The organism is Halomonas colorata (assembly GCF_014897985.1).
GTDB classification, from domain to species: Bacteria; Pseudomonadota; Gammaproteobacteria; order Pseudomonadales; family Halomonadaceae; genus Vreelandella; species Vreelandella colorata.
Map to the genome: position 1 here is coordinate 1 of NZ_JABUZA010000022.1, position 23,040 is coordinate 23,040.

The window sequence follows — 23,040 nt, forward strand, 5'->3', positions numbered from 1 at the left end:
GCGGAGAGGGTACCGCTGCTGGCCCTCCTGCCTCTACCGTATGATCCAAAGTGCTGCAGTTATTCTATGAATTCAGGAATCCAGCTTCGCATGTCCTCATGTAAGTCTTTAGTCTTTTCTACCTTAGTCTTTGTTGTCACGTTTAATAACTCCTTATTTTATTTATTCTACTTTTAAAACAAAGCCATATTTCCATTTTTCTAAGCTCACAACAAACAAATTGATAAATTTGTTTAGCCGGAGTGTACTGTCAAGGGCGGGTTGAAAACTAATAAGGAGTTAATAATGCGAGCACGTCATCAACTAACAACTTTTCTTCTTGCGTTGTCGTTAGCACCTTTAGCTCAAGCTAATGACTTTGTGTTTGGTCATATCTATGAGGCAAGCCATAGTCATCATAAATGGGCGCTATGGGCGGCTGAGGAAATCGAAAAGCGCAGCGAGGGGCGGCACAGTATTGAGGTTTTTCCTTCATCCCAGCTAGGTAATGAGGTTGAGCTTAACGAAGGCCTCGACCTGGGGACGGTAGACATCATTTATACCGGTAATGCATTCGCGGGGAATGCTTATCCGCCGATTGCGCTGGGTAGTGCGCCTTTCGTTTTCCGAGACTTTGATCACTGGATGGCTTATTCAAAAAGCGACCTTTTCCAGGAACTTGCCGAGGGGTATGAAGATACTACCGGGCATGTACCGCTTGGTTTGATCTATTTCGGCCAGCGCCACGTCACCGCCAATAAGCCGATCCTTACCCCAGATGATATGCAGGGCATGAAAATTCGTGTGCCGGATGCTCCGCTGTTACTGATGTTCCCCAGAGCGGTGGGGGCCAACCCTACGCCAATCGCCTTTTCGGAAGTCTACCTGGCGCTTCAGCAAGGTGTGGTTGATGGCCAGGAGAACCCTTTGCCCATCATCCAGGCGATGAAGTTTGATGAAGTACAGTCCGATATTTCGTTGACCGGGCATATCTTTGATAGCCAGCCGATCATTATGAACGGTAGCGCTTGGTCACAGCTCTCCGCCGAGGATCAGGCGCTATTCCAGGACGTTTTCAGCGAAGCTGCCGAGCAGGGCAGCCTGGATATCCACCAGCAAGAGCAAGACTTGGTGCCTTGGTTCCAGGAGCAGGGAACGCAAGTGCATGAGGTAGACCGCGAACCCTTCGCTGAAATGGTAAGGCCGAAACTGACCGATGAGAACGCCGGTTGGACCGTTGATCAATACCAGCGTTTGGAGGCGATTGAGTAATGATGGGGGATAAAGGCGATCACCGTGGTGAAGTAGCGGCGATGTCAGCACAACCCGGCCGCGAGAGCGTGGCCGGGAGTGATCTTGAGCAACCGCTTGGCGTCTGCGCGGATAGTCCGCCGCCCAAATGGGTGTTTGAAGATCATGTGGCACTAGGGGTTCTGGTGCTGCTGGGTGGCGTGGTTTTTGCGCAGTTTTTGTCGCGCTATGTATTTAACCACTCCATCGGCTGGACTGAAGAGGGCGCCCGCATGCTATTGGTGCTGCTGGTGTTCATTGGCGCGGCGGGCGCTGCTTCCCGACGTGGCCATATTTACGTGGAAATCCTTGAGCTCATCTTGCCGGATAAGGCGAAGCGTTGGCTGCGAGGATTCAATAACCTGCTTAGCGCAGCATTTTTTGGCTACGTGGCATGGCTTGCATGGCAGGTCGGCCAAAGGGTTTGGCATTCCAGCATGAGTACGCTGCCGATCTCGAAAGGCTGGCTTTATACCGTGGTTGCCGTAGCCTGCGCGGCGATGGCATTTCGTTTGGCCCGCCAGGGCATTGCTTTCTGGCGAGGCAAGGAGGAGAAATGATCATTCTGCTTTTCGTAGCGTTGGCGTGTCTGCTATTGATCGGTGCGCCGGTCGCGGTAGCGTTGGCTGGGTCATCGCTGGTTTATCTACTGGCCTCTGGCCGGATCCCGGATATTATTCTGATTCAGCGCATGGTGGGTGGTGTCGATAGCTTTCCGCTACTCGCTGTGCCTTTTTTCATCCTGGCAGGCAACTTGATGAATGTCTGCGGGGTAACCGAGCGAATCTTCCGCTTCGCCGATGCGATGGTGGGGTGGACGCGCGGTGGCCTGGGGCACGTTAACGTAGGCGCCTCGGTGATATTTGCGGGTATGTCGGGTGCGGCAATCGCTGATGCTGGTGGCTTGGGTGCCGTTGAGATCAAGGCAATGCGCGATAAAGGCTACGATGTTGATTTTGCCGTGGGAATTACCGGGGCTTCCTCGACAGTCGGGCCGATTATTCCGCCGTCGCTTCCGCTTGTGGTCTATGGGGTTGTGGCGTCTGCATCCATTGGCCAGCTGTTCATTGCCGGCATTGTGCCTGGCTTACTGATTGCGGCGATGCTGATGGCGATGGTCGCAGTGATCTCTCATCGGCGTGGCTATCCGATTGGCGAGCGCTTCTCGCTACGCCGTCTGCTTTCTACGTTTATACATGCAGCGCTTTCGCTGCTTATCCCCGTCATTATCGTAGGCGGTATCGTGCTGGGGATTTTTACCCCAACCGAGAGCGCTATTGCGGCCGTGGCCTATGTATTGGTATTGGCAACGCTGGTTTATCGCAGCGCAGGTTGGCGTCAGATCATCACCGTCTTTCGCGAAACGGTGGAAATGACTTCTGTGGTGCTGCTTATCGTTGCCGCCTCTTCGATCTTTGCCTGGATTTTGACGCGTGAAGGCGTTCCTGCTGCGTTCGCAGAAGCGGTGATGACGGTAGCCGATAATCCTATCGTTATTCTGATACTGATCAATCTGATTTTGTTAGTGGTCGGCTGCTTTATGGAGACGGTTGCAGCCATCACCATCCTGACACCCGTGCTGCTGCCACTGGCTATTCAAGCGGGCGTCGACCCCGTTCAGTTCGGCATCATTATGGTGCTGAACCTGATGATTGGTCTACTCACGCCCCCGGTTGGGCTAGTGCTTTTCATTCTGGCTCGCGTCGCCGATATCTCATTCCCCCGTGCGGTAAAGGCAACGCTTCCCTTTATCGCGGCGCTTCTGGTGTCACTGCTGTTGATCACGTTTATTCCTGCTTTGACGCTATGGCTGCCTAGCCTGATTTAGTCTGGAGATTTAGTCGTATGAACCATCTGCAAAATAACCGCTCGGTTGCCCAGGATGCTGTTATAGAGGCGATTGATATGGTGCCCATCGGTAGCTATCTACCGGCGGACGGGGGCTATGGAAGCGCTCGGGAAATCGGCCATGCGCGAATGGCAACTCTCGTTTTCGTGCGTCTATCGGCGGGTATTATAGGTATTGGCGAATGCTATGGCCCGCCAAAGACCACACTTGCCTACCTGGATATCCTTCGCGAGGCTTACGTGGGCAAAAGCGCGTTTGATCATCGAGTGATCTGGCGGCGTATGACGAACGTGCTTTATCACGTACGTGCCCAAAGCCAGCTTGCTGCTGCCGTTAGTGGTTTGGATATCGCCCTACACGATGCCTTGGGCAAACTGCTGGGACTACCGATCTACCGATTATTGGGCGGGGAAGAGCAAGAGTCGGTGCAGGTGTATGCGTCTGGCGGCTATTTCCATGAGCCCGCGGCACTGCCATTGGAAGCGCAGCTCGAACGCGTTGCCGGACAGTTTGAAGGCTACAAGATTAAAATCGGTCATGGCGTCAAAAGTGACCTTGAGCGGATGCAGAGTGCCCGCCAAATTCTGGGTGATGATGTAGCGATCATGGCGGATATTAACGGTGCCTACACGGCGGATATCGCGCTGGAGTCGATGGCTGCTTTGACACCGCTGCGTCCTTATTGGATTGAGGAGCCGGTAGCGCCGGAGGATCTTCCCGGTTTTCGCCGCCTTGCAGCTCGCCGTGCAGGCCGCATTGCAGCGGGCGAGGCGTCGGTCAATGCAGTGGAGTTTCGTGAGTTGGCCGCCACGGGAGGCGTTGACGTTCTAATGCCGGACCTCAACCTGTGTGGTGGCTATGTAGAGGCACTGCGCATCGCTGATATGGCCCATCTCAACGGGTTAAGAATCTCGCCTCACGTCTGGGGAAGTGCCGTTGGGATTATGGCGGCGGCGCATTTCGCGGCCGCGATCCCGCCGCAGCCGCACCCGGACCGAGCCCACACCCCGACCTGGGTTGAGTTCGACGTGTCGGCAGACAACCCGCTGCGTGAAGCGCTTCTGACGGAGCCGCTAACGCTTTCTCAGGGCCGCCTGGCCTTATCTGAATTACCGGGGCTGGGGATAGAAATCGACAATGAGCGGTTGAAAGCACTCAAGATCGATTGCTAAGAGTTGAGTCAGGCGGGTAATGTTCTACCCGCCTGTTCAGGCCAGCCACTACATTAAATACCCCTCTTTAGCTGCAAAAGAGGGGTATTGCTTTATTTACACGCTCCATGCCGCCCCAGCGGTATCATCATCGGTTTGCCGGTTACCGGGTCGTCGATGACTCGGCTTTCCAGGCCAAATACATCACGGACCATCTGTTCGGTAAATACTTCTTCCGGTTCGCCAACCGCGTAGATGTTGCCGCCCGCCATGGCGACCAGTCTATCGGCGTAGCGGGCGGCCAGGTTGAGCTCATGAAGCACCATCACAATCGTTGTGCCACGGGTCTGGTTTAAGTCGGTAAGCAGGTCGAGCACTTCGATCTGGTGGTTGATATCCAGAAAGGTGGTGGGTTCATCCAGCAGCAGTACGTCGGTTTGCTGGGCCAGCGCCATGGCGATCCATACCCGCTGGCGCTGCCCGCCGGAGAGTTCGTCCACCGCGCATTCGGCCAGAGCAGTCATATGGGTAGCACTCAAGGCGTCTGCCACGGCGGCTTCGTCGGCAGCACTCCACCGCTTGAAAAGCCCTTGGTGCGGGTGGCGGCCTCTGCTCACCAGTTCAAGCACGGTAATGCCTTCTGGCGCGATGGGAGATTGGGGTAGAAAGCCCAGCTGCTGCGCTAAACGGCGGGTGGGTAGTCGGTGAATGGCATTGCCATCGAGTAGCACCTCGCCTTGTTCAGGAGTAAGCAGCCGCGAGAGCACGCGCAGAAGGGTCGATTTTCCACAGGCGTTGGCGCCCACAATGGCGGTCGTTTTCCCGGCTTGAACCGTCAGGCTGACGTCATTGAGTATGGTACGTTCGCCATAGCCTGCAACCAGGCTCTGGGCGAGTAGCGACGAAGCGCTCATAGGGTGCCTCTGCTTTTGTTGTCGCGAAGTATCAGATAAACCAGATAGGGTGCGCCTAATACGCCGGTCACAATGCCGACCGGATAGCGGGCGGGTAACAAGAACTGGCCCGCATAGTCGCCCAGTAGAACGAGCAGGGCGCCTACCAGCGCAGAAGGTATCAGCAGCGAGCCGCGATGCGCCATCAGGCGTGACGCAATAGGGCCGGATAGAAACGCCACAAAAGCGATCGGGCCTGAAACGGCCGTGGCAAAGGCGACCAGCGCCACGGCCGAGATCACAATGGTAATACGCGTGGTGGCTAAGCGAACGCCCAACCCCGCCGCGATATCATCCCCCATGCGCAGGGTTTCAAGATCGCGGCTGCGGCTTAACAGCAGCCCGCCGAACAGCAGCAGGGCGATCAACAACGGCAGCGCCTGATCAAGCTGGGCACCGTTTACGCTGCCGGTAATCCAACGCAGCGCTTCTTGTAGCGTCCAGCTGGGGGCGCGCATCAGCAGATAAGCGGTAACGCTTTGCAGCATCGCGGCGAGCCCGATCCCGATCAAGATCAGCCGCCCGCCGGTGACGCCTTGCCGCCAGGAAAGCATATAGATCAACAGCGCAACGCCTAGCCCGGCAACAATTGCCACGACAGATACGGCTGGGCCGCTCATGGAAAACACCACGATAGCGAACACGGCGCCGGTGCTCGCCCCGGTGCTGATGCCAATAATATCGGGGCTGGCGAGTGGGTTGCGCAGCATGGTTTGAAAGGCGATACCCCCCAGGCCGAAACAGGCGCCGGTAAGTATTGAGATAACCGCGCGTGGCAAGCGTAACTCACGCACGGTAAAACCTGCGCCGGGCACCTCGGCACCACCGAGAATGCGTAGCACCGTTGTAAGTGGTGTGAATGACTGCCCCAGCGTTAGGGTCAACATTACACCGGCTAGCAGGATAGCCCCTAAAATCGCCAGCATACGCACGCGCTGTCTGGCTTGCACCCGGCGCATTTGGCTGAACCTGGCGGCTGGTTGAAGCGTCAGGCGGTTCATAGGGAGCCTACTTTGCGGTTGCGTACGATCCAGATAAACACGGGCGCGCCAATAAAAGCGGTGACGATACCCACATCAAGTTCGGAAGGGTGCGCCACCAGTCGGCCAAATACATCTGAAAGCGTTAACAGAACAGCGCCTGCCAAGGCGGAGAACGGCAACAACCAGCGGTAATCGCCCCCGACCAGCAGTCGGCAGGCGTGCGGCACGACTAAACCCACAAAACCAATCGGGCCACATATCGCGGTGATAGGGCCACACAGCAGTACTGCGCCCACCGCCGACATGGCCCGGGCGACGGCGACTTTTTCGCCCAGCCCGGCGGCGGTATCGTCGCCCAGCGCCAGCAGGTTGAGCTTACGCGCGGCCAGTAGGGTGATTACAAAACCAGCAGCCAAAAAGGGCAGCACGGGCGTGATTTGTTCATAGGTGGCGCCGCCGACACCGCCTACCAGCCAGGACTGCACCAGCCCGCCAATATCGCCACGTGGCAATATAACGGCGGTGGCAAGCGAGCTTAATGCCGCCGTGGTAGCGGCTCCGGCAAGCGCCAGCCTAAGGGGCGTGGCGCCACCACGGGCGAGGCTTGCTATCGCGTAAACCGCCACGGCGGCAAGCCCGGCCCCCAGAATGGCCGTCCAAATATAGGCGGTGGTTTCATCGATCCCAAACCAGGCGATGCCGATCACAATCGCCAACGCCGCCCCGGCATTCACGCCTAAAAGGCCGGGGTCTGCGAGCGGGTTACGCGTAAGGCCCTGCATAACGCCACCCGATACGCCCAGCGCGGCACCAGCAAGCACTGCCAGCAGAGTACGCGGCAAACGGCTGGCCACTGCGGCGTCGCCAATGGTGTCAACTTGTCCGCTGAGCGCTGCAATAATCTCTGGCCAGCCAACTTCGCGGGCACCGAACGCTACGGAAAGCATTAACGCAAGGGCAAGCAACGCTAGCAGCAGTAGGCCACCCGCAAAGCGCGTGCTCAGCTTTTTACGCGATTGAGTGGTGCGAGTGGCTGGCCTGAGGTGAGGCGCTGTAACACCGCTACTCTGCGTGGTGGGCGGCTTCTGAGAGCAGGTCAGCATAATCGTCTAACAACCATGAAATCGACATCGGAGTAGGGTTGGCCGCGGTACCCAGCGGGCTATTGTCGAGCAACACGATGGCGCCGCGCTCAACCACCGGAAGCCGGGAGGTCAGCGGGTGGGCTTCGAGCTGGTCAATCAGCGCCTGCCCGCCATAGGTCACGAGAATATCCACATCATTAAGCTCATCGATCAGCTCTGAGCTGATTTCGCCCGAGAATTTTCCGGGGGCCGAGTTCTGTTTGACTACCTCAGGCGAGGTCAGCCCGAGATCATGGAAAAATCGCACCCGCGCATCGTTGTCGGTATAGAACGAGATGCGGCCCAAATTGGTGGGGTCAAGGTGGGTAACGAACATGGCCGTTTTTCCGGCAAGCTCGGGGTGGTTCGCGGCGGTATCGGCAATCTGTGCATCAAGGCGCTCGATCAGCGCCTGGCCTTCATCGCTCATGCCCATGCCTGCACTATTGAGACGGATCATATCGCGCCAGTCCGTCGCCCAGGGCCCTTCGGAGTAGGCGACTACCGGGGCAATCTGGCTCAGGGTGGTATAGTCCGCCTGGCTAAGGCCTGAGTACGCGGCAAGGATGACATCCGGCTGGCTGGCAGCCACGGCTTCAAAATCAATGCCGTCGCCTTCATCGAAGAGCGCCGGGGGTGATACTTCGAGTTCTTCAAGTTTGGCATCGACCCAGGGAAGCAGGCCATCGCCGTTGGGGGCGCCAAAGTTGGCGGCAGCAAAGCCCACCGGTACCACGCCAAGCGCCAGCGGCACCTCGTGGTTGGCCCAGGCTACCGTCGCGATCCGTTCGGGTTTTTCCTGAAGTACCGTCGTGCCCAGGGCATGTTCGATTTCAAGCGGGTATTGCTGTGCGCTTGCCAGCGTTGAGGCAAGCGTAAGGGTGGCAAGAGCTGCCAAGCCGAGCGTTTTGCGGTTACGTAACCAGGTCATTAGGTTCTCCGGTTCAATTATGCAAGCGCCTCCACCCGATAAGTACCGAATGGAGGCGATCTTGTCAGCACGGTGCTAACGCTTGCGCCAGCAAGTTAGAACGCGTAGCGCAGCGTTGAGGAGATGCTGCGTGGCTCGCCATAAACGCCGTAGCCACCCACATTGCTGTAGTACTTCTCGTCGAACAGGTTCTTCACGTTAACCTGAAGCGATAGCTCCGGCGTGAACTGGTAGCGACCGAAAAGGTTGGCCAGAGTGTAGCTATCCTGCTCGTATTCGGTAGGAATACCTGCTGGTGTAGACAGGTTGCCGGCGAAAAGGCTGCTTTGCCAGTTAACCCCGCCGCCCACGGTCAGCTCAGGTTTCTGCGGCACGTTGTAGCTTGCAAACAGGTTGAACAAGGAGCGCGGCTGGTTAATATTGAGCGTGTCGTCTTCGGTCTTCGCGGTGAAGTGAGAGTAGCCAACGGTCATATCCAGATCATCAGTCACTGCACCGCTCAGCTCTACTTCAAAGCCTTCGCTCACGACACCTTCAGCGGCGGTATAAAACGTCTCGGTTTGGCCTGGGCCCATCGGGAGGGCTGCGGCAACGTTTTCCTGCTCAATACGGAAGACCGAGAAGGAGCCGTTAAGCAAGCCGTTGAGCCAGGCCGCCTTGAGGCCGGTTTCGTAGTTCTTACCTACCACCGGGTCCAGGTAAGTGCCGTCAACATTGAGGTAATTCTGTGGCTCGAAAATCTCGGTGTAGCTGGCAAAGGCCGAGTAGGTATTGTTGAAGTCGTATACTAGACCACCATAAGGCGTGACTTCGTACTTGCTCTGTTGATCAAGGCTGCGGAATTGGGTCATGCCTTCCCACTCGGTATAGCGTGCGCCGACAATCAGTGTTAGCGGGTCAGCAAGCGAGAAGCGGGAAGCGGTATAAACGGCTTTCTGACGGGTGCTGGATGCTTCAGAGGGAGTAAAGGGCGCCCAGCCTTCGTTGGGGGCCGAACCGTCCCAGCTATTGAAATCATCGACGGTAAACCCATCAATAAAGGTGTTTTCGTAGTTATTGGTCTGGTCGCTGTAGTTGCCGCCGATGACCAGCTCATGCTCACGGCCTAAAAGCGCAAATGGGCCGCTTGCCTGCACGTCTACAGAGTCGACTTCACGGTGCCCACGGTTCCACCCGGTAAAGAAGGTAACGCCGCCAGCACCCATTTGATCCGGTAGGGTTGATTCCACGTAGGGGTAGGCCAGCTTGCCGTCCATATCGGTTTTTTCATGAGCGCCGACTACGCGCACCTGCCAGTCGTTGTCGAACCGGTGGCTGATTTCCGCGAAAACTTTCTCGGACTCGAAGTCATAATAGGACCAGTCCGGCGCCACGCTGAACGAGCGCGAATAGTTGGTGGGCGTCCCGTCACTGAACCATAGCGGTAAACCACCCCAGGTGGGCGAGGAGGTGTGGCTATCCTGATAGTCAAAACCCAGGGAGAGCGTTGTAGATTCAGTTACGTCGGCATCGATAATACCGTAGCCGAAGGTGCGACGCTTGTCCTGGCGGTCAAGGTGGGCACCACCTTCCTCATAACCGCCGATAAAGCGAGCGCGTACATTGCCAGAGGCCGTGAGCGGCGTGGTGACATCGACGGTTGTGCCACGCTTGTCCCAACTGCCCACGGTGCCGGAAATAGAGCCAGTAAGTTCGCGGCTGTCGGCGTGTTTACGTACGAAATTGATCGATGCTCCGGGGTTGCCCGAGCCCGTGGTCAAGCCGTTGGCGCCACGGATTACTTCCACACGGTCGTAGATCGCTGTATTTAGCCGTCCCTCTCCAAAATACCAGCGATTATCTCGATTGAGCGTAGGAATCCCATCGTATTGGAAGCTATTGATACGAAATCCGCGCGATGCGAAGCTAACGCGATCACTATCGACATTGCGCACCGAAATACCGGTAGTGTTACTCAACACCGACTCGATGGAATCCAGATTCTGATCCTGGATGCGTTGTTCCGTAACGATACTAATGGCTTGCGGCAGCTCTTTCTGGGTAAGCGTTAAACCGGTGCCTGCACTGGTGGTGCGCCGCGTGTAGCCAACGTTTTCATACAGATTGGTGCCGGTCACCGTGACGGTACTCAGCGCTTCAGGACTATCGGCGCTAGTGGTTTGCGCGAAAGCGCTACCAGAGGCGAGTAAAGAGGCGGAAACAAGCGCGGTTAGCGTGGCATGTTGCACTGGCCGCCGGGCCGTGTTCAAGACATGAAGTGATGACGTTTTCATAGGATCCCTTGCACGCCTTGACGGCGCTTGTTCGCTGGTTTTGTGTCGATTAATGGCGAAGGATCATATAAAAACGGTTCTTAAATGTAAATGTACATGAGAATGTTTAATATTCGTGGCAGGATCTGTTTGGCATGCCTGAAGGGACAGTTATGTTCTTGAAAAAGCACAGCATAATTATGTATCTACTGGCTTTTGCCAAGCAATAGGGGGTATTGGCGCTGTTGGTCGTCCACCGTTTAGGGTTTAAACGGTGGAGCGAGGTTGACGCTTACTTATAGGGGGAGCGATAACGGTAAGCGCTACGATGGTAACAGACTGCTCTAATCAAGCTCGGATGGCTTGGGTTCAAACATAGGCTCTGTCGCGTTGGCAGGAAGGTCGTTCTCCATCGCCGCCAAGGCAATTTCATAGCAGTCGTCGATATGGCTATTGCCCATATACTTCATCGCTGTAAAGCTGATACCTCCGGCCACGGCGCTGCCGATAAAGGGCACAAATTTAGTAGCGCCTTTCGCGGCAACCTTAACGCCCATCTTTTGCAGCAGCGATACAACCAGTTTTTTGGTGATGTATTTTCCGGCCATCTTGCTGCCCACGTTGGAAATGGCAGTCATCACCATTACTTTGGATTCTGTATCCAGGCTTTCGATTTGTTCGGGCGTTAAACCGAATTTCTCATTAATTTTGGGAATCAGCCTTAACAATATGGCAACGTCTGAGCCGATATCTAAACCGGGAATGGGAATGATCGCCGTGCCCGCCGAAAGGCTTGAGCTTTTGGTTACCATTGTGCGGCAAGTCTTTCTGATCTCGTCGAGTTCTTCCCTTGTTTCGATCATGTGCTACTCCTTGTTTACGATTACTCTAACCTCAGCGTAGACGACGCTGCGTGAAAATGAGGGAATTCAATTCCGCGTGCCACCTCCCTATTTACCTACGTTTTTATTACCTATGCCTTTATTACCTATGCCTTTATTACCAGCATCTCTTTACCCACAGCCGCGTTCGCTGCAGGTGTGGGTGTGGTCGTACAGCGTTTGAATAATCTGGCAGTCGGCGGCTTTGCCGCCCCGGCACTGTTGTACCACTTGGCGTAACTCAGCGGCGAGCGCTTGCAGCTTGGCAATGCGCGCTTCCAAATGCTGAAGATGTCGAGTGGCGATGTCGTCAGCTGCGCCGCAGTCGGTATCAGGGTGGTCAGAAAGTGCCAGCAATTCCTGAATACTATGTAGATCAAGCCCCAGACTGCGACCATGACGAATAAAACCTATACGCTCTAGCGCTGCTTGATCGTAGTGCCGATAGCCTTGCTCGCTGCGTTTTGGAGCAGGCAATAACCCCAGCTTTTCATAATGGCGAATACTCTCCGGTGAGCAGCCGGTGCGGGTAGCTACCTCACCAATGCGATAAGCGTTTTTCATCAGCTTGACCCTGTAACGATTACAGGGTTTAGGCTAGACCCTATTCCCTCTGTGGACAAGTAGATGATGACATGACGCTGATATTCGAACTAATGCAAATCGCACTAACGGCAGCCCCGTGGCTGCTGTTGGGGCTGCTAATTGCTGGGTTGATCAAGGCATGGTTGCCGGAACATTTGCTCCAGCGCTGGATGGGCGGCCGCAGCCTTGGCAGCATTGTACGGGCGGCGTTCATTGGCATGCCGTTACCGCTGTGCTCATGTGGCGCAATTCCCACTGCTATTGCCTTGCACCGTGGCGGTGCCGGACGTGGGCCCACCACGTCGTTTTTAATCAGCACGCCTGGGGTCGGGGTTGATTCCATCTTGCTTACCAGCGTACTGCTTGGCCCACTGATGGCGGTAGTGCGGGTCGCAGGTGCGCTGGTAACCGCCATTGTGACCGGGCTGCTGGTCGGGTTTACGCGTGAAACTGAAACGCCAGTGCCGGCCACGTCCGGTGGCTGCTGCGCTTCATCGGGTTGCCATACGCCCGATTCAGACACCGGCGAACCCGTTGGCCTGAAAGCCGGATTGCGTTATGCATTCAGCGATTTATTGGACGACATCAGTACGTGGATGTTTGCCGGGCTACTCCTGGCCGGCGTGCTGGTTAGCCTGGTACCGCCGGATACGCTGGCTTATTACTCGGGCGGCCTGCTGGCGCTGGTACTGATGGCCGTAGTGGGGATTCCACTCTATATCTGCGCAGCGGCGGCTACGCCGGTGGCCGCCGGGCTGCTGTTGGCCGGGATTTCACCCGGCATGGCGCTGGTATTCTTACTGGCGGGGCCGATCACCAGCTTGGCGACGTTGGCCATTCTGCGCCGCGAGTTGGGCAATCCGGCACTGGCCGTATACCTTACCAGCGTGCTTGCTGTGACCGTGCTGGTGGGCTGGGTGTTTGACACGGTGCTGGGTATGACAGGCTGGAACCCTGTCGAGCAGGCAAGCGAGGTGCAGGAGCTGCTGCCTGTTTGGCTGGAGTGGTTGGCGCTCGGCATACTGGCACTGGTGGCTATTCGGCCAGTGCGTAAGCGGCTACTGGGGTTTTAAGCATTTTCAGTAGGTAAAAACGCCGGATGGGGAATGCCCACCCGGCGTTTGATTGGCCCTTAGCCACTTGAGGCGCTGACAACTGGCTGGGTTATTCAGTGGTCTCTGTCACGGACTCGTCTGTTTCCAGATCTTCGTTTTCCTGGTCTTCTGTGTTAGAGCCTTCTATATCAGGGCTTGCTGCTTCAGGATCTTCTGTCTCAGCGTCGTCTGCTTCGGACGCCTGTTGAGCGGGCGGATTATCCGGTGTCACCCGCCAGATCGCATTGGTCAGATCGTCGGCGATGATCAGCGCGCCGTCCGGATCAACCGTCACGCCCACAGGGCGGCCGAGTGCTCTACCATCATCGGTAAGAAACCCGCTGGCAAAATCAATCGGATCGCTGTCAGAGAGTTGGCCGTTGTTGAAGGGGATGAAGCTTACCTTGTAACCAACCGGATCGGCACGGTTCCAACTGCCGTGTTCGCCGACAAAAACGCCCTCAGCGTATTCTTCGCCCATGGCTGGGGTAGAGAACGCCAAGCCAAGCGGTGCCACGTGAGAGCCCAGGCTGTAGTCAGGCGCAATGGCGGATTCTACCTTTTCAGGATCTTCCGGTTGTACGCGTGGGTCGACATGTTGCCCCCAGTAGCTGTAGGGCCAGCCGTAAAAGCCGCCTTCCTGAACGGAGGTGAGATAATCCGGCACCAAGTCCGAGCCCAACTCGTCACGCTCGTTCACCACTGCCCAGAGCTGCTCGGTATCAGGATGAATGGCAAGCGCTGTCGGGTTGCGCAGGCCAGTGGCATAGGGCCGGTGAGCGCCCGTTTCGGCATCGATTTCCCACACTTCGGCGCGATTAACCTCAGCCTCCATACCGCGCTCGGTAATATTGCTGTTAGAGCCGATACCCACATAAAGATATTGGCCATCGGCGCTGGCGGTCATCGCCTTGGTCCAGTGGTGATTGATCTCTGAAGGTAGCTGCGCAATGACTTCAGGCGGCCCGCTGGCTTCTGTCTGGCCCTCTTCATAATCAAAACGCACCAGCGCGTCCTGATTGGCCACATAGAGGTTGTTATCTACCAGAGCTAGTCCATACGGCGCGTTCAGATCCTCCGCGAAGATCATCTGTTCGTAGTTGCCGTCACCATTTTCATCGCGCAGCAGGGTTAAGCGGTCGCCGCTTTCTACAGAGGTGTTGCCCTGGTCCTTGATATAGCCGGCGATTACGTCCTTGGGCTTTAACGCTGGCGCATTACCGCCACTGCCTTCGGCTACCAGAATATCGCCGTTGGGCAGCATGATGGTTTGCCGGGGTACCTTGAGATCAGAAGCGATCCTGGTGATGGTGTAGCCTTCGGGAACCGTAGGCAGCTGGTCGCCCCATTCGGCAGGTTCGGGAACCGTCATATCTGGCAGCAGCCCGCGCTGCGGTTCAGGGAGTGTAGGGTTGGGGCCGAAGGGCTGTTCGACATCAAAAGCGTAAGCGCCGCTGGCAGTCAGCAGCAGTGCCAAAGGCGTTGTATAGCGAAGTGCAAAATATTTCATGACGTTGCTCCGACGGTGCGCCGAGAAAAACCGATCCAAATCGCCGCGACGGTCAGTACGGTAACGATGATCGAAAGAATAAGGCCGGTAGGCATCATGGCCCATGCATCACGGGCATGAACTAGCGCATTGATAAAGCCGAGTATCCAGGTGACCAGCAAAATCAATGGATAGACCAGGACAAGCCCGCGGCGATGTTCGGCACGAAAGAGGCCGATAATTGCGCATAGAAAAGCCAGTCCCGCAAAAACAAGCCCCCCGGCAATTAACCAGGAAGAAAACGTGCTCCACTGGATATGGAAATTTTTCGAGTAGGCGTAATCACTTAGCGTAGCGCCAAGAAAAAGTGGAAAGGTGCTTGCAAGTAATAAGGCATGAAGCGGGTGGATGCCGCTTAGATAGGTCGTCGGTGAAGACCTCGACATAGTACGTTCCTCCTTGATAAGTGACCCCAAAAAACGTGGTCAGGCCCGCTTTTAATACGGGCTTAGGATGGCCAGCTCAATCGCTGCCACCCTGAGTATAGGTCACGTTTTGCTAACCCAAAAATCACTACGGTTATACTTTTTTAAAAAATATGCACAGAAGAAAACTATTCAATAACTATCCAAAATAAAATGTTCGTTAGTTGACAATTTAGGATCTTTGTGTGATCGAGTTAGTGGTTGTTTATAATAAGCGAACACGCATTAAACTAATGTCTATATTTGCATATAATTATATTAAAATCATATTCTTATATTGTGATTATGTAAAAGTTCGTTTTTTTATATTGTTTTTTAAAATGCCCGCTATAGGATGCCAAAAAGAAAACGAAATTTTCTAAAAAGAACATCCGGCTGCTTCAAAGAGTGACGAGTCGGTCAAACGGGGTAGCTGAGTAGCAATGCTTGAAACAATTTTTCTACACGAAATAGCCGGTACGGCCGTATTAACGTTATTGGGGTGCGGAGTGGTAGCTAATGTGCTGTTGAATAAAACCAACGGTAACAGTAGTGATGGCATCGTTATCTTCTTTGGTTGGGGACTCGCGGTTTTTTGTGCGGTTTATGTTGCCTATGACACCGGCGCCCATATCAACCCTGCCGTTACGCTTGCGTTGCTGGTAGGCCCGGCGAACGAGTACGCCCCCGGTATTCCTATCAACGCTATGACCACCGTCGCCTACTTTACGGCTGAAGTCATTGGCGCCTGGTTGGGTGCAACCATTTGCTACCTGGCCTATAAAAAGCATTACGACGCTACTGAAAATGCTTCAAGCATATTGGCGACGTTCTCCACAGGCCCGGCTATCCCTTCCTACGGTTGGAACCTGGTCACCGAGATCATTGGTACCTTTGTGCTGGTGTTTGTCATTATCATGTTTGGCCATACGCCGTCAGGGCTTGGTCCGCTGGCAGTGGCGCTGCTGGTAGTATCCATTGGTGCCTCGCTAGGCGGGCCAACAGGCTATGCGATCAACCCCGCTCGGGATTTAGGGCCGCGCATTGCTCACGCGCTACTTCCCATTAAGCATAAAGGGACGAGCAACTGGTCCTACGCCTGGGTGCCGATCCTGGGGCCTGCTGTCGGCAGCATCCTCGCCGGGCTTGCCGCCTATGTTTATTAAATTATCCGGGTTTATTAAGTCAGCCGGGTTTATTAAGCCAGCATGCTGATTTGATTTTAAAATAATCGTTTAACGTTAACGCTTGAGAGGCATTTCATGAGCCAGAAAAACTACGTCCTCGCTATTGATCAAGGCACCACCAGCTCGCGGGCGATGCTATTTGACCATGAAGGCCGGATAGCCAGCGTAGCGCAGCATGAGTTCGAACAGATTTTTACGCGCCCAGGTTGGGTCGAGCATTGCCCCCGCGAGATCATGACCAGCGTGCTGACCACCTTGACCGAGGTGATTAATAACAGCGGCGTGGATGTTTCCGAAATTGCCTCCATCGGTATTACCAACCAGCGTGAAACCACCGTGGTATGGGACAAACATACCGGGCAGGCCGTGCACAATGCCATTGTCTGGCAGTCGCGTCACTCCGCCGAGATCTGCGATGAGCTGCGTGAAGCGGGCCACGCCGATATGATTCGCGATAAAACCGGCCTGGTGATTGACGCTTATTTTTCCGCCACCAAGTTGAAGTGGATTTTCGAGAACGTAGCGGGCGTTAAGGAGAAAGCCGAAAAGGGCGATCTGCTGTTCGGCACCATTGATTCATGGCTGGTGTGGAACCTGACCGGCGGTGCCGTACACGCGACCGATGTCAGCAATGCATCCCGCACGATGCTGTTTAATATTCGTGATCGGCAGTGGGACCCGGAGCTACTCGAGCTGTTCGGCGTACCCGAATCGATGCTGCCCGAGATTAAATCCAGCAGTGAAATCTATGGCAACGTGTTGCCTAAGTTCCTGATGGGCCAGGAGGTACCGATTGCCGGTATCGCTGGCGACCAGAACGCCGCGCTGTTCGGCCAGGCCTGCTTCAAGCCGGGCATGGCGAAAAATACCTACGGCACCGGCTGTTTTACGCTGATGAATACCGGCACCCACGCCACGCCCTCCAAAAACGGCCTGCTCACTACCGTTGCCTGGGAAGTGGATGGCACGCTGGAGTACGCTCTGGAAGGCAGCGTGTTTGTGGCAGGCTCCGTAATCCAGTGGCTGCGTGATGGCCTGAGAATGCTGGGCAAGGCGTCCGATTCAGAAGCGTACGCCACCCGCGCCAAGGATAATGACGGCGTTTATATGGTGCCTGCCTTCACCGGCCTGGGGGCGCCTTACTGGAACTCCAACGTGCGCGGCGCCATGTTTGGGCTCTCTCGGGGCACCCAAAAAGAGCACTTTGTGCGCGCGGCGGTTGAATCGCTTGCCTATCAAAGCGCCGATGTTCTCAAAGCCATGCAGGCAGATGCCGACATTGCGCTGACCGAGCTGCGCACCGATGGCGGGGCGATCTCCAATGATTTTCTTGCTCAGTTCCAAGCCGATATACTGGGAGTGGACGTACTGCGCTGCGAGGTGAACGAGACCACCGCACTGGGTGCGGCTTATCTTGCCGGTCTTGCAGTCGGTTTCTGGAAATCACGCGATGAAATCGTAGAACAGTGGGCGCTAGAGCGGCGCTTTACGCCACAGATGAAAGACGAAAAGCGCGACGAGCTTTATGCCGGTTGGAAAAAGGCAGTTAACGCGACCATGGCGTTCCACGTAGAGTCCTAAGCTTGATGCTGTAAGCTCAGGTATTTGATAAGCCCCCGGCCCAGGTCGGGGGCTTTGCGTTAAGGACACCCATACCTGACTAATCAAGATTTAAAAGACACCATGCCTTTTTCTTTACAATCGATTACGCCTTCGGGTTTACTTGGATTTAGTTAATAAAAAGTGGTTCTAACCATTAAAGGTTCAAAGCCTGAGACGACCAAGGGAATAAGCACCTGAATATTTATGCCACTGTGGCAGTACGTCGATTGATGTGCGTCAACCGGTGCCCGCTGGAGCGAGGGCATGAATAAAGCCAAGCTCTATCACCAGTTAGCACCAGAAGCCTGGCATGAAAAGGGGTTGTCGAGACTCAACCAGCTTATTTGTCTGCTCATACTGCTTGCATCCCTTACCGCCATACTGGAAACCGAGCCGACGCTCAGAGCGATGGCGCCAGGGCTATTTACAGCGCTGGAGGCCGTGTTTATCGGTGTATTTACGATTGAGTATCTGCTGCGGCTATATACGATCGGTGAAGATCCGCGTTATCGCGGTGTTACAGGGCGTATTCGCTATATCTTCTCGTTCTGGGCGCTGGTGGATTTAATCGCCATTCTGCCTTTCTTCCTGGGTTTTATGACCCATAACAATGCCTTCTTACTGCGGCTTCTGCGTTTAGCGCGCATATTGCGTCTGGCACGTTTGGGACGGTTTAGCCAGGCATGGTCTGCCCTGGCAGACGCCCTTAAATCTCGCACCCATGAACTGTTGCTAAGTGCCGGAGTGGCAGGGCTTTTACTGCTGTTTTCATCCTGCTGCCTGTATGTGGTAGAAGCCGCCGCCCAGCCGGAAGCTTTTGGCAGCGTACCGCGCGCCCTATGGTGGAGCATCGCCACCCTGACCACAGTGGGCTATGGCGATGTCACGCCCATCACCGCACTGGGTAAGTTTTTTGCAGGCTTAACCGCTGTGGCAGGCATCGGCATTATCGCCATGCCCACGGGCATCCTGGCCGCCGCGTTTAGCGATGCGCTGCAAAATAAGCATCACTCGTAGAGGCCAGTCAGAGCGTTAACTCGCGTTTGCCACGCCACAGTAATCAACGGTATCAAGAGGCTTATCGCTTACGATGGCTTAGCGCATTCCATGAACTCAAAAAGACCCCTCCAAAAACACAGTTAAAACAAATGGTAATTATTTGCATTAAATAGTTACTATTATTAGAATTACTTCGGTTTGCTGACTGTTTTGGAGAGGGCAATGCCTGGTTCAGCTAAAAATACGCCGCTGGCCGAAATGTACAATACACATTATGGCTGGTTGCAATGCTGGCTGCAGCGCAAAACGGGCTGTAGTTGGCAGGCGGCTGATCTGGCTCAAGATACCTTCCTGCGCATTCTTACCTCCCCAGGCAATACTGCCCAAATTAGTAAAATTTATGAACCGCGCAGTTTTTTGACCACTATTGCCCGTCGGGTATGGATAGATTTTGTGCGCCGGGATGCGTTGGAAAAGGCCTGGCTGGAAGCGCTGAAACATCAATCCGAGCCTGTAGTCATTTCTCCGGAAGAGCAGGCGCTTATTCTGGAAACGCTGTTTCAGATCGATGCGATGCTGGAGGGGCTGGGCCATAAGGTCAGCCAGACATTTCTACTCTGCCATTTGGAAGGGCTGCGCTATGCCGAGATCGCCGAGCGTTTGGAAGTATCCGTAAGCTCAGTAAAAAAGTATATGGCCAAAGCCACTGAGCATTGTTTGCTGCTTATGTGTGAATAACCGCGATGATTGATAATCAGGCAGCCCGTAAAGACACCCTCAGATCTGCCGCCCGGTGGGATGCGCTGCTGCGCTCCGAGGATGTTACCGAGCAAGAAAAGCAGGCACATGACGCCTGGTTGAAGGCCGATCCGGCTCATACTTATGCTTGGCAACAGGTGGAAAAATTACGCCGACAGCTACAGTCAGTGCCCGGCACCGCGTCACTCAATACGTTGCAGCTTAAACAGTATCAGGGACATAGCCGCCGGGCAGTATTGCGCAGTTTTGCTTTGTTGGCTGCCGGAGGCGCGATTGGTTCGTTGGCATGGCGACAAGCCCCTACGCAAAGCTGGATGGCCAGTCATCGTACCGCACGAGGCGAACGTCGCAAATATAGTTTGGCGGATGGTACGCAATTGATACTCAATACTGCCACTGCACTGGACGTTGTGGAAACCTCGACGGCACGAGTGATCCGGCTCTACGAAGGCGAAATCTTTATACGCACAAGTGAACGCGCCAAAAAAGTTGCTGCTAATAAAGCGTTGCAGATACGCACTGAACAGGGCCTGGTTATACCGTTGGGAACCGTTTTTACGGTGCGCAAGCAAGATATGTCTACCCAGGTCACTGTGCTGGAAGATGAGGTCGAGTTGATCCCCTTGTCGGCTGGTGATAAGACCCAGCGTATTGTTGCCGGTGAGCAGGCGTGGATGAGTACACGTAATGTGAAGGTTGCCAACGCCGCCCCGCAAGCAGATAGCTGGACACGCGATTTGCTAGTGGTAGTGGATTGGCCGCTAAGTAGTTTAGTGGCCGAATTGAGCCGTTATCGCAAAGGCGTGCTGCGTTGTGACCCCTCGATTGCCGGGCTGCGGGTGTCCGGCTCTTTTCCTATTGATGATACTGGCCGGGCACTACAGGCTATTGCCAATGCGTTGCCGGTTAAAATCGACCGTCTGACCCACTACTGGGTAACCATAAAAGAGGTTAGTTAAAAAAACTCTATTATTTTTTGTCCCTTTTTCGATCTCGTTCGACCCATAGAGAGATTTATTGACTCTGAAATTAACGAGATAACGATGACAATGCATTTTAAGCTCTGCCAAACGCCCATGCTTCTTCGCCAGCATTACAACAAACCCTCGCGCGTGCTGGGTATTATATTGGGCTGCTTGCTGATGGCCCCACTATCCGCGCCGTTAGCGCAGGCGCAACAAACAGTGGAGGGCCAAACACAGCAGGCGGCAGGCCGTACATACAGTATCGAGCCGGGGCCACTAGGCAGCGTATTAAGCCAGTTTGCCAGTCATGCAGGTATCGTTCTATCCTTTCCCTCGAGCCTCACAGAACGCCTGCAAAGCGATGGCTTGCATGGACGTTATAGCGTGGAAGAAGGTTTTACACAGTTACTTCAGGGTAGTGGTTTGCAGGTGGTCAAGCAGGGCCCTGCCGATTACGTAATGGAGAAAGCTGATAAAGCAGAAGCCATGGTTTTGGATACCGTTGAGGTATTGGGAAGCAAAATCAGTAACGGCGGTTATTTGGCTTATAGCACCTCGGCGGGCACCAAAACTGATACGCCGCTTATAGAGCTTGCGCAAAGTGTCAGTGTTATAACGGATGAACAGCTGCGTGACCGTCAACCACAGACGGTAGAGCAGGCGGTCGCTTATACTGCTGGGGTTCGAACTGAAGCGGCGGGTATGGATCCACGCTTTGACTTGATCTCAATACGGGGCTACCCGACGGTTTACCATGGCGATTTCCTTGATGGATTGCGCCAGCCAAATAGCGGTTGGTTGTCTTACTATTCCACCGTGCCTTATAACCTGGAGCGCATCGAAGTCGTCAAAGGTCCGGACTCAATGCGCTATGGCCAGCTTTCACCGGGTGGGTTGGTTAATCGCGTCAGTAAGCGTCCTCAGGCAGACGCAACGCGGGAAGTGCAGCTTCAGGTAGGTAGCCATGATCATCTGCAAGGCCAATTCGATGTTGGTGGCGATATGGGGCGCGATGTTCAATACCGTTTGGTGGGCGTGATGCGCGATGCGCAAACGGATATTGAGCAGGTAGGTAATGATGTTGCTTTGCTGGCGCCGTCTCTCTCTTGGCAGATTAGTGATCGCACCGACATCACTTTTATCACTCAGTATCAGGAGCGTCTAACCTCCGCTTCTCCGCGCCCTTATCAGGACGGTGAAAACCTGACCCATTTTTGGTCCAGTGATGAGAACTTCGATAAGCTGGATCAAACGCAGTGGGCTTTGGGCTATGAGTTGAACCACCGTTTTAATAACCATCTGCAGCTGCAGCAAAACCTGCGATACGGCCAAGTAGATACTACCAACCAGTATCTTTCAGCGGGCGCCTTATCCGGCTCAACCTTGAGTCGTAGCAGTGTGGGTCTTTACGAAGAGATGGAGTCTCTGAGTACTGATACCCGGCTTGAGGCAACATTTAATCAAGGCGAGGTGGAGCACAAGGTGATGTTAGGTGCTGATTACTCCTTCCTTGAGAACGATGTTACTTATGCTGGAGGCAGCGCGCCCTCCATCGATATCAACAACCCAGACTACAGCCAACCAGTGGCCCAGCCGAGTACCGTCTGGACGGATGACAGTGGTAAAAACCACCGCAAAGGTCTTTATTTACAGGATCAGATTAAGCTCGATAACTGGCGTCTGACTGCAGGCGTTCGCCACGATTGGGCGCACGATGAAACCCACAACCATCTTACCGAAATTACCAGCGAACGCCGGGATGAGAAGAACACCTGGCGTTTTGGTGCGCTTTACGCGTTTGACTTTGGGCTATCGCCGTACTTTAACTATGCGCAGTCGTTTTTGCCTGAGGCCGGTACCGACGCAGAAGGCAATGACTTCGATCCCACCGACGGTGAGCAGTTCGAGCTGGGGCTGAAATATCAGCCAATGGGCAGTGATACGCTGCTAACAGCAGCAATCTACCAAATCCATGAAACCAATCGTAAAACTACTAATCTGGACAATCCGCTATTTCAGGAGCAGACCGGAGAAGTGCGTACCCGTGGATTTGAGCTTGAGGCTGTTGGAAATGTCACCGACGACCTGCGTATGACGGCAAGCTACAACTATAACCAAGCTGAAATAACGCAAGATAACGATGGCAACGAGGGCAGTGATCTAGCGAATACACCCCGTCATTTAGCATCTCTGTGGGTGGATTATCGGGTTCCCGAGCTTGATCGACTGCATCTGTCGGGCGGGGTGCGCTATATCGGTACTGAATACATCGATAATGCCAATAGCTATAAAAACAGCGCGTACAGCCTCGTTGATCTGGCGGCCCACTATGACTTCGGCGGCTCATTTCAGGGCGTTCGCGCCAGCCTCAATGCGTCTAACGTAACGGATGAAGAGCATATTTCCTGCGAGGGCATCTATTGCTATCGCGGAGCCGGCCGCAGCCTGATTGGCAGCATCTCGTACCAGTGGTGAATCCAGTAATAGGGCTACAGTGGTTAGG

General features: G+C 54.7%; 20 protein-coding genes. 11 read left to right on the forward strand and 9 right to left on the reverse strand.

From position 1 onward, the window contains the following. Positions 1–285 precede the first annotated feature (285 nt). From INT33_RS11940 to INT33_RS11955, 4 genes are read left to right on the forward strand one after another with little or no spacing between them, the layout of a single operon-like run. Positions 286–1,251, forward strand: a complete 966-nt coding sequence (locus tag INT33_RS11940; protein WP_192537583.1) for a sialic acid TRAP transporter substrate-binding protein SiaP — start codon at positions 286–288, stop codon at positions 1,249–1,251. Then, complete coding sequence (locus INT33_RS11945; protein WP_192537582.1) at positions 1,251–1,829, forward strand: TRAP transporter small permease; 579 nt, start codon at positions 1,251–1,253, stop codon at positions 1,827–1,829. The genes INT33_RS11940 and INT33_RS11945 overlap by 1 nt, the downstream gene beginning before the upstream one ends. Then, positions 1,826–3,097 (forward strand): TRAP transporter large permease, encoded by a 1,272-nt coding sequence (locus tag INT33_RS11950; protein WP_192537581.1) that lies wholly within the window; start codon positions 1,826–1,828, stop codon positions 3,095–3,097. Before INT33_RS11945 ends, INT33_RS11950 begins: the two co-directional genes overlap by 4 nt. Before the next feature lie 17 nt (positions 3,098–3,114). Next, positions 3,115–4,290, forward strand: coding sequence for a mandelate racemase/muconate lactonizing enzyme family protein (locus tag INT33_RS11955; protein WP_192537580.1), 1,176 nt, complete (start codon positions 3,115–3,117; stop codon positions 4,288–4,290). A gap of 92 nt (positions 4,291–4,382) precedes the next feature. Here the strand turns inward: INT33_RS11955 and INT33_RS11960 are convergent, their stop codons facing one another. From INT33_RS11960 to INT33_RS11990, 7 genes are all read right to left on the reverse strand, one after another. Next, the gene (locus tag INT33_RS11960) at positions 4,383–5,183 is read right to left on the reverse strand and encodes an ABC transporter ATP-binding protein (RefSeq protein ID WP_192537579.1); all 801 of its coding nucleotides are present in this window, start codon (positions 5,181–5,183) and stop codon (positions 4,383–4,385) included. Continuing rightward, positions 5,180–6,223: a FecCD family ABC transporter permease gene (locus INT33_RS11965; protein WP_192537578.1), complete on the reverse strand. Its 1,044-nt coding sequence runs from the start codon at positions 6,221–6,223 to the stop codon at positions 5,180–5,182. Before INT33_RS11965 ends, INT33_RS11960 begins: the two co-directional genes overlap by 4 nt. Beyond that, entirely contained in the window at positions 6,220–7,308 is a 1,089-nt protein-coding gene (locus INT33_RS11970) for a FecCD family ABC transporter permease (RefSeq protein WP_192537577.1), read from the reverse strand. Before INT33_RS11970 ends, INT33_RS11965 begins: the two co-directional genes overlap by 4 nt. Further along, positions 7,268–8,260 (reverse strand): iron-siderophore ABC transporter substrate-binding protein, encoded by a 993-nt coding sequence (locus tag INT33_RS11975; protein WP_192537576.1) that lies wholly within the window; start codon positions 8,258–8,260, stop codon positions 7,268–7,270. The genes INT33_RS11970 and INT33_RS11975 overlap by 41 nt, the downstream gene beginning before the upstream one ends. 95 nt (positions 8,261–8,355) lie before the next feature. Next, positions 8,356–10,533 (reverse strand): ferric-rhodotorulic acid/ferric-coprogen receptor FhuE, encoded by a 2,178-nt coding sequence (fhuE, locus tag INT33_RS11980; RefSeq protein WP_192537575.1) that lies wholly within the window; start codon positions 10,531–10,533, stop codon positions 8,356–8,358. A gap of 323 nt (positions 10,534–10,856) precedes the next feature. Beyond that, positions 10,857–11,375: a hypothetical protein gene (locus INT33_RS11985; RefSeq protein ID WP_192537574.1), complete on the reverse strand. Its 519-nt coding sequence runs from the start codon at positions 11,373–11,375 to the stop codon at positions 10,857–10,859. Between the two features lie 150 nt (positions 11,376–11,525). Then, a complete protein-coding gene (locus INT33_RS11990) occupies positions 11,526–11,957 on the reverse strand; it encodes a MerR family transcriptional regulator (RefSeq protein WP_018917960.1) in 432 nt (143 codons plus the stop codon). A 71-nt stretch (positions 11,958–12,028) separates the two neighbouring features. On the opposite strand from INT33_RS11990, the gene INT33_RS11995 reads away from it, so the two are divergent. Continuing rightward, entirely contained in the window at positions 12,029–13,051 is a 1,023-nt protein-coding gene (locus INT33_RS11995) for an SO_0444 family Cu/Zn efflux transporter (protein ID WP_192537573.1), read from the forward strand. 91 nt (positions 13,052–13,142) lie between these two features. Here INT33_RS11995 and INT33_RS12000 read toward each other — a convergent pair whose 3' ends face one another. Beyond that, positions 13,143–14,582 carry a PQQ-dependent sugar dehydrogenase gene (locus tag INT33_RS12000; RefSeq protein WP_192537572.1) on the reverse strand — a complete coding sequence of 480 codons (1,440 nt, stop codon included), beginning with the start codon at positions 14,580–14,582 and terminating at the stop codon, positions 13,143–13,145. Then, entirely contained in the window at positions 14,579–15,007 is a 429-nt protein-coding gene (locus tag INT33_RS12005; protein ID WP_192537571.1) for a DUF2231 domain-containing protein, read from the reverse strand. Before INT33_RS12005 ends, INT33_RS12000 begins: the two co-directional genes overlap by 4 nt. Before the next feature lie 461 nt (positions 15,008–15,468). Between INT33_RS12005 and INT33_RS12010 the strand changes: the two genes are divergently transcribed. From INT33_RS12010 to INT33_RS12035, 6 genes are all read left to right on the forward strand, one after another. Then, positions 15,469–16,191, forward strand: coding sequence for an MIP/aquaporin family protein (locus tag INT33_RS12010; RefSeq protein WP_192537570.1), 723 nt, complete (start codon positions 15,469–15,471; stop codon positions 16,189–16,191). 96 nt (positions 16,192–16,287) lie between these two features. After that, on the forward strand, positions 16,288–17,793 hold the full coding sequence (glpK, locus tag INT33_RS12015; RefSeq protein WP_192537569.1) for a glycerol kinase GlpK: 1,506 nt from the start codon (positions 16,288–16,290) through the stop codon (positions 17,791–17,793). Between the two features lie 285 nt (positions 17,794–18,078). After that, positions 18,079–18,831, forward strand: a complete 753-nt coding sequence (locus INT33_RS12020) for an ion transporter (protein ID WP_192537568.1) — start codon at positions 18,079–18,081, stop codon at positions 18,829–18,831. Positions 18,832–19,035: 204 nt separating this feature from the next. Then, entirely contained in the window at positions 19,036–19,551 is a 516-nt protein-coding gene (locus INT33_RS12025; protein WP_192537567.1) for a sigma-70 family RNA polymerase sigma factor, read from the forward strand. Positions 19,552–19,556: 5 nt separating this feature from the next. Next, positions 19,557–20,531 carry a FecR domain-containing protein gene (locus INT33_RS12030; protein WP_192537566.1) on the forward strand — a complete coding sequence of 325 codons (975 nt, stop codon included), beginning with the start codon at positions 19,557–19,559 and terminating at the stop codon, positions 20,529–20,531. An 84-nt stretch (positions 20,532–20,615) separates the two neighbouring features. Next, positions 20,616–23,012, forward strand: coding sequence for a TonB-dependent siderophore receptor (locus INT33_RS12035; RefSeq protein ID WP_225736095.1), 2,397 nt, complete (start codon positions 20,616–20,618; stop codon positions 23,010–23,012). Positions 23,013–23,040: the final 28 nt, after the last annotated feature.